This window comes from Mycobacterium basiliense (assembly GCF_900292015.1).
GTDB lineage: Bacteria > Actinomycetota > Actinomycetes > Mycobacteriales > Mycobacteriaceae > Mycobacterium > Mycobacterium basiliense.
On record NZ_LR130759.1, the window covers coordinates 68,747 to 82,652 of the forward strand.

Annotated in this window: 16 protein-coding genes and 1 pseudogene; 15 read left to right on the forward strand and 2 right to left on the reverse strand. The window is 62.7% G+C overall.

Annotated features, from left to right (window positions below; all coding sequences use genetic code 11):
* The first annotated feature begins 8 nt into the window (after positions 1–8).
* The 5 genes from rpsF to dnaB all read left to right on the forward strand — a co-directional run bounded on the left by rpsF (position 9) and on the right by dnaB (position 3,697).
* On the forward strand, positions 9–299 hold the full coding sequence (gene rpsF / locus MB901379_RS00350; protein ID WP_158014795.1) for a 30S ribosomal protein S6: 291 nt from the start codon (positions 9–11) through the stop codon (positions 297–299).
* Between the two features lie 98 nt (positions 300–397).
* A complete protein-coding gene (locus MB901379_RS00355; protein WP_158014796.1) occupies positions 398–925 on the forward strand; it encodes a single-stranded DNA-binding protein in 528 nt (175 codons plus the stop codon).
* Between the two features lie 41 nt (positions 926–966).
* Positions 967–1,221 (forward strand): 30S ribosomal protein S18, encoded by a 255-nt coding sequence (rpsR, locus tag MB901379_RS00360; RefSeq protein ID WP_158014797.1) that lies wholly within the window; start codon positions 967–969, stop codon positions 1,219–1,221.
* Between the two features lie 54 nt (positions 1,222–1,275).
* Positions 1,276–1,734 carry a 50S ribosomal protein L9 gene (gene rplI, locus MB901379_RS00365; RefSeq protein ID WP_158014798.1) on the forward strand — a complete coding sequence of 153 codons (459 nt, stop codon included), beginning with the start codon at positions 1,276–1,278 and terminating at the stop codon, positions 1,732–1,734.
* Positions 1,735–2,317: 583 nt separating this feature from the next.
* Positions 2,318–3,697, forward strand: coding sequence for a replicative DNA helicase (dnaB, locus tag MB901379_RS00370; RefSeq protein ID WP_158014799.1), 1,380 nt, complete (start codon positions 2,318–2,320; stop codon positions 3,695–3,697).
* Between the two features lie 118 nt (positions 3,698–3,815).
* Here the strand turns inward: dnaB and MB901379_RS00375 are convergent, their stop codons facing one another.
* Both MB901379_RS00375 and MB901379_RS00380 read right to left on the reverse strand, forming a co-directional pair.
* The gene (locus MB901379_RS00375; RefSeq protein ID WP_158014800.1) at positions 3,816–4,454 is read right to left on the reverse strand and encodes an SRPBCC family protein; all 639 of its coding nucleotides are present in this window, start codon (positions 4,452–4,454) and stop codon (positions 3,816–3,818) included.
* Positions 4,441–4,794: an ArsR/SmtB family transcription factor gene (locus MB901379_RS00380; protein ID WP_158014801.1), complete on the reverse strand. Its 354-nt coding sequence runs from the start codon at positions 4,792–4,794 to the stop codon at positions 4,441–4,443. Before MB901379_RS00380 ends, MB901379_RS00375 begins: the two co-directional genes overlap by 14 nt.
* A 243-nt stretch (positions 4,795–5,037) precedes the next feature.
* Between MB901379_RS00380 and MB901379_RS25230 the strand changes: the two are divergent.
* The 10 genes and pseudogenes from MB901379_RS25230 to MB901379_RS00430 form a co-directional block, all read left to right on the forward strand.
* Positions 5,038–5,315 (forward strand): annotated as a pseudogene (locus MB901379_RS25230) (VOC family protein); the annotation flags it as partial.
* 244 nt (positions 5,316–5,559) lie between these two features.
* Positions 5,560–6,054, forward strand: a complete 495-nt coding sequence (locus MB901379_RS00390) for an SRPBCC family protein (protein WP_158014803.1) — start codon at positions 5,560–5,562, stop codon at positions 6,052–6,054.
* 725 nt (positions 6,055–6,779) lie between these two features.
* Complete coding sequence (locus MB901379_RS00395; protein ID WP_158014804.1) at positions 6,780–8,000, forward strand: PPE family protein; 1,221 nt, start codon at positions 6,780–6,782, stop codon at positions 7,998–8,000.
* A gap of 674 nt (positions 8,001–8,674) precedes the next feature.
* Positions 8,675–9,733: a GTP 3',8-cyclase MoaA gene (moaA, locus tag MB901379_RS00400; protein WP_158014805.1), complete on the forward strand. Its 1,059-nt coding sequence runs from the start codon at positions 8,675–8,677 to the stop codon at positions 9,731–9,733.
* Positions 9,734–9,829: 96 nt separating this feature from the next.
* Positions 9,830–10,201, forward strand: a complete 372-nt coding sequence (locus MB901379_RS00405) for a 4a-hydroxytetrahydrobiopterin dehydratase (RefSeq protein WP_158014806.1) — start codon at positions 9,830–9,832, stop codon at positions 10,199–10,201.
* Positions 10,198–10,686: a cyclic pyranopterin monophosphate synthase MoaC gene (moaC, locus tag MB901379_RS00410; protein ID WP_232021953.1), complete on the forward strand. Its 489-nt coding sequence runs from the start codon at positions 10,198–10,200 to the stop codon at positions 10,684–10,686. The genes MB901379_RS00405 and moaC overlap by 4 nt, the downstream gene beginning before the upstream one ends.
* Positions 10,687–10,720: 34 nt before the next feature.
* Positions 10,721–11,386 (forward strand): molybdenum cofactor biosynthesis protein, encoded by a 666-nt coding sequence (locus MB901379_RS00415; protein WP_158018852.1) that lies wholly within the window; start codon positions 10,721–10,723, stop codon positions 11,384–11,386.
* Positions 11,383–11,979, forward strand: a complete 597-nt coding sequence (locus tag MB901379_RS00420) for a class I SAM-dependent methyltransferase (protein WP_158014807.1) — start codon at positions 11,383–11,385, stop codon at positions 11,977–11,979. The genes MB901379_RS00415 and MB901379_RS00420 overlap by 4 nt, the downstream gene beginning before the upstream one ends.
* Entirely contained in the window at positions 11,976–12,692 is a 717-nt protein-coding gene (locus MB901379_RS00425) for an HAD family hydrolase (protein ID WP_158014808.1), read from the forward strand. The genes MB901379_RS00420 and MB901379_RS00425 overlap by 4 nt, the downstream gene beginning before the upstream one ends.
* A 2-nt stretch (positions 12,693–12,694) precedes the next feature.
* Positions 12,695–13,867 carry an MFS transporter gene (locus MB901379_RS00430; protein ID WP_158014809.1) on the forward strand — a complete coding sequence of 391 codons (1,173 nt, stop codon included), beginning with the start codon at positions 12,695–12,697 and terminating at the stop codon, positions 13,865–13,867.
* The last annotated feature ends 39 nt before the right edge of the window (positions 13,868–13,906 follow it).

The window sequence follows — 13,906 nt, forward strand, 5'->3', positions numbered from 1 at the left end:
AGGTCCCTATGCGTCCATACGAAATCATGGTCATCCTTGACCCCACGCTCGACGAGCGCACCGTCTCCCCATCGTTGGAGACGTTCTTGAACGTCGTTCGCAAAGACGGCGGAACGGTCGAGAAGATCGACATCTGGGGTCGGCGGCGGCTGGCCTACGAGATTGCTAAGCACGCCGAAGGCATCTACGTCGTCATTGACGTGAAGGCGGCCCCGGCGACGGTGTCCGAACTCGACCGCCAGCTGAGCCTCAACGAGTCAGTGCTGCGCACCAAGGTGATGCGTACCGACAAGCACTAGCTGTCAGTACGGTTGCCTAAGCTCCGCACAGGATCGGTTAGCGGCCCGAAAATACATGCTCATGACCAATGCCCACCAGGCGGACCCAGGAGGAAATTGTGGCTGGTGACACAACCATCACCGTCGTCGGAAACCTGACCGCTGACCCCGAATTGCGCTTTACGCCGTCAGGGGCCGCCGTCGCCAACTTCACCGTGGCGTCGACGCCCCGCATCTACGACCGTCAGACCGGGGAATGGAAGGACGGAGAGGCGCTGTTCCTGCGCTGCAACATCTGGCGGGAGGCCGCTGAGAACGTGGCGGAGAGCCTCACCCGGGGAGCGCGGGTGATCGTCTCCGGGCGGCTCAAGCAGCGTTCGTTCGAAACCCGGGAGGGCGAGAAGCGCACCGTCGTCGAGGTCGAGGTCGACGAGATCGGGCCTTCGCTTCGGTACGCGACCGCCAAGGTCAACAAGGCCAGCCGCAGTGGCGGCGGCGGTGGTGGCGGCTTCGGCGGCGGCGGTGGTGGCGGGGGTGCATCCCGTCAGGCGCCCGCACAGAGCAGTGGTGGATCGGGTGGCGACGACCCGTGGGGCAGCGCCCCGGCATCGGGCTCGTTCGGTGGCGACGACGAACCCCCCTTCTGATCAAACACCCCAGCATCTAGGACACAGGAAGAAAGACTCACATGGCCAAGTCCAACAAGCGTCGACCGGCTCCGGAAAAGCCGGTCAAGACGCGCAAATGCGTCTTCTGCGCAAAGAAAGACCAAGCGATCGACTACAAGGACACCGCGCTGCTGCGGACCTATATCAGTGAGCGCGGCAAGATCCGGGCGCGCCGGGTTACCGGCAACTGCGTGCAGCACCAGCGAGACATCGCGCTCGCGGTGAAGAATGCCCGCGAGGTTGCGCTGCTGCCCTTCACCTCGTCGACACGATAAACCCGCGGTAGTCGAAGCCTAACCGCTGAACGCCCAACGAAAGTACGCATAACGATGAAGCTGATTCTGACGGCTGACGTCGACCACCTCGGTTCCGTCGGTGACACAGTCGAGGTCAAGGACGGGTACGGCCGCAACTTCCTGCTACCGCGCGGGATGGCGATCGTCGCCTCACGCGGTGCCCAGAAGCAGGCCGACGAGATCCGCCGGGCTCGGGAAACCAAATCCGTGCGCGATCGTGAGCACGCCAATGAAATCAAAACGGCGATCGATGCCCTGGGTCCCGTCTCCCTGCCGGTGAAGACTGCCGGTGATTCCGGCAAGCTGTTCGGCTCGGTGACCGCTGGCGACATTGTCGCTGCCATCAAGAAGGCCGGTGGCCCGAACCTCGACAAGCGGATCGTCCAGCTGCCCAAAGCTCATATCAAGTCGATCGGCACACATGCCGTGGTGGTGAGCCTGCACCCGGAAATCGACGTCGAAGTCTCGGTCGACGTCGTCGCCGACAGCTAACTGCGCAACGCTGATACCCCGGGGATCCGTGGAGGCCCACCGGGGTTTTAGGCTGCGGTGAAATTGTTCGGCAATTGCTTTGCATGACGTGAGGGGCGGCTTGGTGCTGGCGAACAAATCCGAGGTCGCGTGAGCTCGACCCTCGTTACCGGTGATTAACTCCTCGAAAATCTCGTAGAAATCCAACACGCCCGGCGCAGTAACCTGGGCCGACACGCCGAAGAGATTCTTGTCCACATCGAATGTGCACCGTTGTACGGTGCGTATCAGCAGTGATGTCGTATCGCCCAGCATTGATCCACAGGTTTTCCACACCCCGCTTAACACAGGTGTCTTCGGATATGCACACACGATGCACAGCTTCATAAACAGCCACCCCTTGGAGTACTCGTCAGCAACGTCTAGCGTCGTCCCGTCGCGTGGCGATGTGGGAGCGTGCGAACGGCGACGAAGCGGGCTGCGGAGCGGTCGGCGGAGGAGCCGGGGAATTGAGTGGGCGGGGTTGTCTGTGCGGTGACTTACGCTCTGGATATTGGCGATCGAATGTACGTTCGGATGCTTGTGCCGGAGGAGGTGAGTGCCCATGGCGGTTGTTGACGACCTGTCGCACCCGGGCATGGATGCCCCGCCACCCAGCGAGGACTTCGGCCGTCAGCCACCGCAGGATCTCGCCGCAGAGCAGTCGGTGCTGGGCGGCATGTTGCTGAGCAAGGACGCGGTGGCCGATGTGCTGGAGCGGCTGCGGCCCGGTGATTTCTATCGACCAGCGCACCAGAACGTTTACGACGCCATATTGGACCTGTACGGGCGTGGCGAGCCGGCCGACGCGGTGACTGTGGCGGCCGAATTGGACCGTCGTGGGTTGTTGCGCCGGATCGGGGGCGCCCCATACCTGCACACCCTGATCTCGACGGTGCCGACGGCCGCCAACGCGGGTTACTACGCGGGCATCGTCGCCGAGAAGGCGTTGCTGCGCCGGCTGGTGGAGGCTGGGACGCGGGTGGTGCAGTACGGCTACGCCGGCGCCGAGGGGGCCGACGTGGCCGAGGTGGTCGACCGCGCGCAGGCGGAGATCTACGACGTCGCCGACCGGCGGTTGTCCGAAGACTTCGTGCCACTTGAAGATCTGCTGCAGCCGACGATGGACGAAATCGATGCCATCGCCTCCAACGGCGGGATCTCCCGCGGTGTACCCACGGGCTTCACCGAGCTCGACGAGGTGACCAACGGCCTGCACCCTGGGCAGATGATCATCGTCGCGGCACGACCGGGTGTGGGTAAGTCCACCCTTGGGTTGGATTTCCTGCGGTCCTGTTCGATCAAGCACCGCATGGCCAGCGTCATCTTCTCGCTGGAGATGAGCAAGTCCGAGATCGTGATGCGGCTGCTGTCGGCGGAGGCGAAAATCAAACTCGCCGACATGCGTTCGGGCCGGATGAACGATGATGACTGGACGCGGCTGGCTCGGCGGATGAGCGAAATCAGCGAGGCGCCACTGTACATTGACGACTCGCCGAACCTGACCATGATGGAAATCCGCGCCAAGGCACGCCGCTTGCGGCAGAAGGCGAACCTCAAGCTGGTCGTCGTCGACTACATGCAACTGATGACGTCGGGTAAGAAGCACGAGTCGCGGCAGGTCGAGGTCTCCGAGTTCTCCAGGCATCTCAAACTGCTGGCCAAAGAACTCGAGGTTCCCGTCATTGCCATCAGCCAGCTCAACCGTGGCCCCGAGCAGCGCACGGACAAGAAGCCGATGCTGTCCGACCTGCGTGAGTCCGGCTCATTGGAACAGGACGCCGACGTCGTCATTCTGCTGCATCGTCCGGATGCCTTCGAGCGAGACGATCCGCGCGGGGGAGAGGCGGATTTCATTCTGGCCAAACACCGCAACGGTCCGACCAAGACCGTGACCGTTGCGCATCAGCTGCACTTGTCGCGATTTGCCAACATGGCCAGGTGAGGTGGGCCCGCTGTCGGTCCTCATTCCTGATCGCCGCGTGAAGCGCCCAGGTGGATGGTGGTGTAGCTGCGCGGTCGGCTAAGGACCTGTGGATCGTCTGTACCGGATCCCTTATTCCTCATTCCTCGCCGAGGTAGGCGGCGGTCGCGCGGTCGGCGGACTGGCGCGCCAATTCTGCGTTCGCGCCACCCGCGACATTCGCCGCATACCATGCCTCCGACGCCATTCTCATGAAGCTCCGGCCCTCGTCGGTGATCACCCACTGCTGGCCGAAGGAGGGATCGACGGCTTCGCCGGTGCTCACGTGGAGTGCCAGCCCCAACAGCATCGAATCCCAGCCGATGCCGACCGCACCCGGTCCGTACTGGCGCCAGGTCTCGTCGTCGACATGGGCGATGTGCTCGACGACCAATCGGGCCCGGCCCGATCCCTCGCCCGAGACGCCCACCTCGATCCAACTCACGTTGCCCCCGTATTCCCAGGTGGCGGTGAAGCTCTTCGGCGGGTCGCAGGTCAGGATGGTCCCGTTGGCTTGGCCCTGCAACTGGTAGTGGCCACCCACCTCCAGTTCACCGGTGATCGGCAGAAACCACCGAGGGATTCGCTCAATGTTGGTCACCGCATCCCATAGATCTTCGGGGTCGGTGGCGTAGGACTGGCTGACAGTGACGACGTGTGCCTCGCCTGCCTCAAGCACGCGGGTGCCGACCGTGCGACGGACCGCGTTGATTTGATAGTCGACATCAACTTCGATCATGGTGACTCCCTTGCGTTCTTCGTTGTGATTTGCCGCGTGCGACCTCGGTCGCCAGCGCATTGAGGTGTGGTGTCCAGAACCGTCGGAACGTGTCCAGCCAATCGTCGATATCACGCAGCGGTGCACTGTTTACCGCGTACAGCCTGCGCTGCCCCTCCGGACGGACCGAGGTAAAGCCGCTGTCTCGCAGCACTTTCAGGTGCTGCGAAACTGCGGGCTGAGTGATCGCGAACTCAGCCTGGACGGTAGCGCCTATCGCCCCAGCGGAAAGCTCGCCGTCGGCGAGCAATTCGAGGATGCGGCGGCGTACTGGATCGCCCAGGACGTCGAACGCGTGCACAGCCGTACTGTAGAAGCTATGACTTATATAAGTCAATCATTATTATTCGGGTGCCGCAGGGACCTGCGGGACGGTTCGGGAGCTGCCCCTGCTGCAACGCGACAGTCAACCGAAAATCGAGGGTCTCCCAGACCGCTCGCATCCAAAAGTATTGACACTCCTCGACGAACAGCGCCAAGTCGCTAGTGTTCAAGTCGTGCCCAACCGACTCGACAATGTCGGCATCGCCGTCCGCGACATCGAGCCCTGCTTCAGACCCCCGACGGGCACGGCCGCATCGAACTGTTCCAGTACGTGCACCCATACGCGATCGAAACCGCCCCCGTCCAGCCAAACAGGCTGGGCATGCACCGCGTCGCGCTCGCCGTCGAGGACATCGACGCCGCCGTCGGAATCGTCCGCAAGCACAGTGGTGACGTCCTTCGCGGCGTCGCGAAGTACCAGGACGCTTACAAGCTCACGTACGTTCGTGGCCCAGCGACATCCTCGTCATGCTCGCTCAAGAACTTCCGATGTCCTGAGCGGTCTGACCGCGACGCGCCCCACCGGGTGCGCATCAGGTGCCGCGCACAGCATGTGTGACAACGATCCACGACCCGGGACTGTGCGCGGAAAGCCTAGAGTAGGTCCCTAGAGTAGGTCATTGACCAAGTGCGGGGCGCTCGACGTGCGCTCGACGATCTTGAGCAGCTGTGGCGAGACCGCGTTGCACAGAGGGACCAGATCCTCGCCGAGGATCTTTGAGCCGAATCCGAGGAGAGATCCGTGCCTATCACTCGTGTCGACAAGAACCTCGAAACTCACACGCTGACTGTCGTCGCCGACTACGACGCCCCGGCCGATCGCGTCTGGCAGCTTTACGCCGACCCGCGACAGCTGGAGCGGTTCTGGGGTCCGCCGACATGGCCGGCCACCGTTGTCGACCACGACCTTCGTCCCGGCGGCCGGGTCACCTATGTCATGCGCGGACCCGACAGCCAAAAGTCGGCCGGCTACTGGGACGTGCTCGACGTTGATCCGCCACACCGTTTCGTGGTCAACGACGGGTTCGCCGGCGAAGACGGTCAACCGGCGCCGAATCTGCCTACCACCCGCATGGAGCTGACCCTGGCCGCACGGGGCGACGGCGGCACCACCATGACCGTCGTCTCGACTTTCGCGTCGACGGATGCGATGAACCAGATGCTCGCGATGGGCATGGAGGACGGCATGCGCGAAGCCATGGGCCAGATCGACGGTGTGCTCACCGGGGCTGCCTGACTAGCTGGCCATCTCACACGCGCTCGGCATCCGGCATGGCCCCCGCGTGCACGGGGCTGCTTCCGCCTGGACTTTGAAGCCGACCTGTCGGCAAGCCCTCTCCGGGTAGCGCGATCATCGAATATCGCTTCCGGCCGCCGGTCGGCACGGCCCGCACTGCCCTCGGCGCGACTACTTATGTGCATAGGGCCCAATGCGACCCGGGAACGGTATGCACAATCACCTTGTCGCCCGGCCTTTTCGGCTGGCAAGCTCCTGCTCCTACTACCCGTGGGAGCCTGACCATGGCGTACCGCGGCCACGCGAAAACTATGTTGGCGGAAAGGCAGCTTGTGGTTGCTGGTCGTGAGGTACCGAACTGCATTCGGAGTTCCATGCCCTAATGCACACGAATTGGCCAATCCCGATCCGGACGCGTTGGTGAATGTCCATGCGCGTCGACGCCGCTAGATCAAGCACAGGTCTAGCCCCGCAACCGCACCGGCAGTGTGTCGGCCCCCCCAACCCTCGCCCCGTTGCGGCCCGGACGACCGCGGGTGGCAAAACAACCCTCGAGGGTGCCGCGGCGCTGGCGGCAGACCGAGCCATGCGCGCCGGGACATTTCACATGACGCGGCAAACCTGGGCCCCTGCTCGTATGCGACGCCTCGGCTGCGCGCGTGGCCCGGGAATCAGGAAGGCGAGGTCTTCGACGTGCTCGCGGCTGGACTGAGACGGGGGGGACGGTGGATTTTGGGGTGCTGCCTCCGGAGGTCAATTCGGGCCGAATGTATGCGGGACCGGGATCCTCCTCGCTGCTGGACGCTGCCGTTGCCTGGGAAGGGCTGGCCGAAGTACTGGATCGCGTCGCCGCATCGTACCGCTCGGTGGTGGCGGAGCTGGCCATCGATTCTTGGCTAGGGCCAGCCGCGGCGGCAATGTCCGCGGTGGCCGCCCATTGCATCGGCTGGCTGAGTTCCGCAGCGGTACAGGCAAAGCAAGCCGCCGGTCATGCCGAAGAAGCGGTGGCGGCTTTCGAGACTGCACATGCGATGACCGTGCCCCCCTCGTTGATCGCCGCCAACCGTAGTCAGTTGCTGGCGCTAGCTACGACGAATGTTCTAGGGCAGAACAGTCCCGCGATCGAAGCCACACAGGCCGAATACGCCGAAATGTGGGCGCAGGACGCCACCGCCATGTACAACTACGAAGCCGAGTCCGCGGCTGCGTCGGCGATGACTCCGTTCGAGCCCTTGTCTTCCGCCGCCGACTTGGGCGGTACCGCGGCTCAAGCCGCAGCTGTCACGGCAGCTGACAACACCGGTATCGAAACGAGCGTGCAGGCTGTGTTGACGCAATTGGTGACCATCTGTCAAGAGACCGTGCAAGCGTTGGCCACACCGGTATCCCAGCTCTACGCCACGCTACCTGGCGACATAGTCAAAATTCCCACGCCTATCGGGGATTTGGAAGTGACCGCCGCCTATTTGATGTCGACCTCAACCGCCGGCCTGGCATTTTCGGCAGTCAACATGGTCAAGTCGTGGACCCTGCACACGGGGACGGCCGGTGCGTGGCATGCTGCCTTTAGCGATGCTGATTCGCCACCCCGAGACGTACCCCCTTCCAGCGTGTTGGTCTCGCAGCCAGGCGGCGGGCCGGTCTCGGCTAGCTCGGGTCGCGCCGCAATGGTCGGAAGCTTGACTGTGCCACACGGCTGGACCCTGGCCGCCCCCGAAGTCAAGATGGCGGTCCAGGCACTACCCGGCTCGAGCCTCGGCCGCGCCGCGCTGGACGTAAGCGGCGCTCCGGCAGGGCTTTTGAGCGGAATGGCCTTAGCGGGCCTGGGCGGACGAAGCGCGGGCGGGGCACCTACCCGTACGCGGTCGGACACGACTCGAGAAGACAGCCAAGGTGAATCCGGATTCAAGCCGGCAGTCGTTGTCATCAAAGAACAGGAGCCCTAGCAGACGGACGATCCTAGCCAAACGGCGACTCCCAGCGTCAACCCGCAAGGCCAACGCCTGCCGACCGGCTGCCGACGCGGGAGGGCCGCTGCCTCAGTCGAGTTGGTGAGCTAGGACGCAAGTTCACAACGCCGAAAATCGCGCGTCCAACAGGTCTCATAGCGATAAGCACCGGCGGTAGGACCCTGAACAGGCAACGTGTTGTGCTTCAACGCATCACGACGAAGCAAGTACTCACCGCACCATGTTGGCGCCTTGCCGATAAGTCGGGTCATCATCGCGCAAACCTAGTCGACTAGCATCACACAGGACGGGTGGCGCCACCAGTGACTTTTGCACACTGTAGCTAGCGAATTGTTGGCAGTGTGCACAGAATTCCAGATGCCATCACTCCCTAAGCTTGGCGCGACACCCGCCAAATACGGGCCGGAAACCGGCAGCTTTGGACGCCGACACCCGATAACTGACGGGGGCGTAAATCCTTGTGGCACAGTCCGTGTCGCAATACATCTAGCGGTAGCCGCGGGGGTGAATTAAGTGCCGGCAAGAGGGCCGAAAGGTGGCACCAACCACCGCCGCAAGCGGAAAACTGAAGCGTTGCACGAAAACTTTTGGCGTGCTTATGCTTCAGCGACTCCTTCGACAGCAATCGCCGAGATCCCAAGGAGCCTCTAATGGCTATTCCGTCCGCTGTTCGCACGCCTGTGAAAGATGTGCTCGGTCGTCCGGTGTGTGATCTGCGGTTGTCGGTGATTGATCAATGCAATTTGCGATGTCAGTACTGTATGCCGGGGGAGGACTACACCTGGCTGCCCAAGCAGAATCTGCTCACGATCGACGAGATCAGTCGAATTGTCGATGCCTTCATGGCGGTCGGCGCCACAAAGGTGAGGTTGACCGGCGGTGAACCCCTGATCCGCCCTGATTTGCCGGAGATCGTGCGAGTGCTGGCGGCCAAGCTGGGCGGATCACCGGGTCTTAGGGATCTGGCAATCACCACCAACGGTGTGCTGCTGGAGGCCAAAGCAGCCGTATTGAAAGAGGCTGGACTGCAGCGTGTCTCGATTAGTCTGGACACACTACGCCCAGAGCGGTTCTTCGAACTAAGTCGGCGACGCCATCTGGAAAGGGTGATTGCCGGCATTCGGTCGGTGCCCGCCGCGGGGTTCACCGATACCAAGCTGGACACCGTGGTGATGCGCGGGGTGAACGATGATGAGATTCTCGATCTGATCGAGTTTGCGCGATCGGTTCCCGCAGAGATTCGATTTATCGAATACATGGACGTCGGTGGCGCCACCCACTGGTCTAAAAACAAAGTCTTTCCCAAAGGCGAGATGCTCTCCACGATTGGTCGGCGGTACGGGAAGGTCGAACCGCTTCCGAAGTATGACGCCGCGCCGGCCAACCGCTATGCGCTGCCTGATGGCACGACGTTTGGCATCATCGCCTCTACCACCGAACCGTTCTGCGCCACCTGCGATCGGTCTCGGCTAACTGCCGATGGGATGTGGCTGCACTGCCTATACGCCCTGGGCGGGACAAACCTTCGAGATCCGTTGCGGTCTGGTGTATCTGATGCCGAACTCGTTAACATCATCACCGATGGCTGGCGCAGGCGCGCGGATCGCGGCGCGGAGAACCGGCTGGCCCAGCGGGATCGCGCGGTGTTTGTCAGCATCGAAAAGCTCAAGCGAGACCCTCATCTGGAGATGCACACTCGGGGCGGTTAGGCGTGAGATTCATTGGCATATTGATGGTTTCCGTTAGAAGTATAGCGGCGAGGTGACAATGCACCGACGGATTGCCGCGAGGATGGTGGGAGTGTCATGAACGTTAGTCGATCGGCCGGGCATGCCGACAGCAGGAACCATGCGGTGTGCGACGGGCAGCTGTCGGCGTTGACGACGGAGGAGGTGGCGGTCCGGCTAGGCGCACTGTGCGACTGGGATCTACGGAATGGCCGCTTGGAGCGGACGTTTCGATGCCGGAACTTCGCGGAATCGGTCGGATTTGTCAATCAGCTTGCACAGATTGCTGAGGATCTCAACCATCACCCGAACTTCTGGGTAATAGACAAGAGGCGAGTTTCGGTTGTGATCTGGACGCACAAGATGAACTGCTTGACGAAGCTGGATTTCGATCTCGCGGCATCGATCGGGTCGGCGTATGACGAGCTGACGGCGGCGGTGAGCTCATGACGGACAGCCAGGCGATGTTGACACATCTTGATGAGCACGGCGCGGCTCGAATGGTCGACGTGTCGGCTAAGGACGTCACCCGCCGGCAAGCTCGCGCCTCGGGCGCAGTGATCATGAACCCGAAGACACTTGAGATGATCACCGATGGGGCGGCGAAGAAGGGCGACGTGTTCGCCGCCGCGCGGCTGGCCGGGATCATGGCCGCCAAACGGACCGGCGAGCTGATCCCACTGTGCCATCCACTGGGCATGGACGCTGTCACCGTGGAGCTCACCCCGGCCGGAACCGATCGACTGCTGATCACCGCGACGGTGACGACCACCGGGCGTACCGGAGTTGAGATGGAAGCCTTGACCGCGGTATCGGTCGCCGCACTGACGGTCTACGACATGTGCAAGGCGGTCGATCGGGAGATGGTGATCTCCGATATCCGCCTAGAAGAGAAGTTCGGTGGCCGGTCGGGCCATTTTATCCGCCACGCATGACTCTCACCTAGCGAAAGTTGGTCAGATGACACAGATGTCGGTCAGAGTGCTGTATTTCGGGTTGATCCGTGAGTGCTGCGACAATGTGCGCGAGGACAAGGTTGAGGTACCCGTCGGTGCCACCGTCGACGATCTGGTTGCGGGCCTTGTCGATCGCTATCCAGCGTTGGACCGGTATCGCAATCGCGTACAGATGGCGGTAAACGAATCCATCGTGCGGTGCTCAACGGTGCTGGCTGACGGGGATACCGTTGCCTTCATTCCGCAGGTCGCCGGCGGCTCGGATCGCTACTGCCGCCTGACCGATCAGCCGTTGAGCGTCGACGAATTACTAGCCGCGGTAACGGCACCGGGGCAAGGCGGAGTCGTGGTGTTCATCGGCAACGTACGAGACCACAACCAGGGACACTCGGTCACCCACCTACACTACGAGGCCTATCCCGCCATGGTGTATCGCACCTTGGAATCGATCATTGAGAGATGCGAGGCCATCGGTGAGGGCGTGCAAGTCGCCGTCGCGCACCGTACGGGAGACCTGCAGATCGGCGACTCAGCGGTGATCATCGCGGCCGCTGCCCCGCATCGTGCCGAGGCGTTCCAGGCCGCCCGGATGTGCATCGAATACCTCAAGGAGGAAACACCGATCTGGAAGAAGGAATTCTCCCCAGATGGGGCTGAATGGATCGGGACCCGTCCATGAGCATTGCGGTTAGTCCCGGGCTTGTCGACCATCCCCATCGGCTCAAGTGGAACGAAAAGTATGCACGGACCGACACCACGTTTGCCTCCGGTTCGGCGGTCGCACAGATCCTGTCGCACCTGCCGCCAGACGGCGCCGCCCTGGAGTTGGCCGGTGGCCGCTCGGGTACCGCGTTGGCACTGGCAGAGTTGGGCAGAAACGTCACTGTGATCGATGTGTCGGACACGGCGCTTCGTCAACTGAGCGAGGAAGCCGGACGGCGTGGCATCGCCGAACGACTGACGCTACTTCATGCGGATCTCCACCAGTGGGCGCCCGATGGTGCCAACTATGCGGTCGTAATGTGCCGCTTCTTCTGGAGTGCAACGGTGTTCGCTAGGGCCTGCGGCGCTGTCCGTCCAGGAGGGATCCTGCGTTGGGAAGCGCCCGCACTCACCGATCCCCCTTCAACGCACGTCCGTGCCGAGTGGTGCCTCGCGCCGGGGGAGCCCGCCAGTCTTTTGCCGGACGGCTTCGAGGTGCTTCAGCAATTCGACCGTGCCCAAGATGGCGAGTCCGTTCGCAGCATGTTCGCTCGGCGCCTACCGGTGTGAGTGCGACCAATGGCGGCCTCTATCTTGTATGGGACTGGAATGGCACGCTTTTCGATGACCGGAGCCTGCTCTTTCAGTCCATCGCTGCGACCCTACAACAGTGGGGATACGGCGAACCCTCATCGGCCGAAATCGTCGCGAAATTCACTCGCCCATTGCGCGCGCTATTCGAACGCCTGATAGGCGGCAAACTGAGCTCCCAGGACTGGGGGCGGTTGGAGCGCGACTTTCACAACATCTACCAAGGCGAACTGTCTAGGGGCGCCCTGGTCCCGGACGTGCACCAAGCACTTGTCCGTGGCAGGGCACAAGCCCAAGGGCAAGCGCTGCTGTCGCAGTGGCCACACGGCGACCTTCTCGAGATCATTCGACGGCATCGCTTGACCGGCTTCTTCGACGAAGTATGGGGCCGCAGCGAAGATTGCCAAAACAAGGAAGACAGAATCGGGGACCTCCTGCACCGCAATCGGCTGAGCCCCGACCGCGTTGTGCTGATCGGCGACACACAGGACGACATCGCTGCGGCAACTGCGGCAGGGATCGGATCCGTACTGGTTGTTGGCGCCTCATTGGCCCGTCTGGACCCGAGTGATGTTGCGGCGATGGCAGTTCCAGTGGCTCACAGCCCAGCCGAGGCCGTTGAACTGGCGCTCCATTTGGCAGGACGGCGTGGCCGAGTGCCCACCGCGGGAACAGACGAAACGCGGTCCTGACCGTGGACCGCAACGAAACCCGGGCCGTGGTGGCGCAGACCGTGCTGGCCCACGCGGCCTGGGCAGCGATCCGCTTGATGATCGGATATCGTGCTCTCGCCGACGGAGCAGACGCCGCGTTTCTGGGCGTTATTGCCGCTTCGTTCGTCACGCCGGCATTGTTCGCGGCGATTCTTGTTGGCCGGCTCGCCGACCGATTCGGCGGTGCCGCCGTGGTGGTATTCGGTGTTCCGGTCGCGAGTGCGGGCGAATGCATCGTCCTGCTCTCACATGGACGGTGGTTGCTGCCAGCTGCGGCCGCGATCGTCGGACTGGGGTATCTGATGATCATGGTGGGACAACAGACCTACGTCGCGCATTGGTCAGTCCAGACAACCCGAGACGGCGCCTTCGGTACCGTGACCGCGGCGGCGTCGACCGGACAGCTCATTGGGCCGTTGGTGATCACCGCCTTGGCTTCAATGCCGGCGATCACCACATCGGCCCATGAAGTCAATACCGACGCCGGGATCATCGCGGCCGGGATCTTTGGCTTGTCGGCGCTGCCGACGGCGTTGTGGATGTGGCGTCATCGGGGCAGCGGGCCCAAGGAATTCGACTCGGGCGATGCCGGCATCGCGCTGCGGCTGTTTCGGCTGCCTGGCATGGCGAAATCCATCGCGATCAGTGCCGTGGTGCTGACCACCGTCGATCTGATGTATGCATTCGTCCCGGCCTGGGCAACCGAGCGCAACATCGCGGCCACCACGGTGGGATGGTTATTTGCGCTCCGCGCCGCGATTTCGATAGCGACACGAATCGAGCTCGCCCGCTTGGTCAAACGATTCGGTCCGACCGTACTGCTGCGCGTCTCGATCGGCACGGCGGCGCTGGCCATCGCCTTCCTGCCGTTTGTCAGGTCGGAGGGAGCGATCGTCGTCATGGCTGCACTCGGAGTGGTACTCGGTATCCCGCAGCCGCTGACTATGTCGTGGGTAGTTTCTCTTGTGCCGCGACCCATGCAGGGCCAGGCTCTCGGCCTCCGCACTTCGGCAAACAGGCTGGTGCAGACCACTATTCCAATCCTCGTCGGGACAGTTGCCGGCCCCTACGGAATCACCGCGGTGTTTTTCGCGAATTCCCTATTGCTCGGCGCCTCCCTCACCGCCCTAGTACGCCCAGGCTTGGATCGCTAATGCGACCACAAACAATTCGAGTGCCCGCGTGAAATAGGC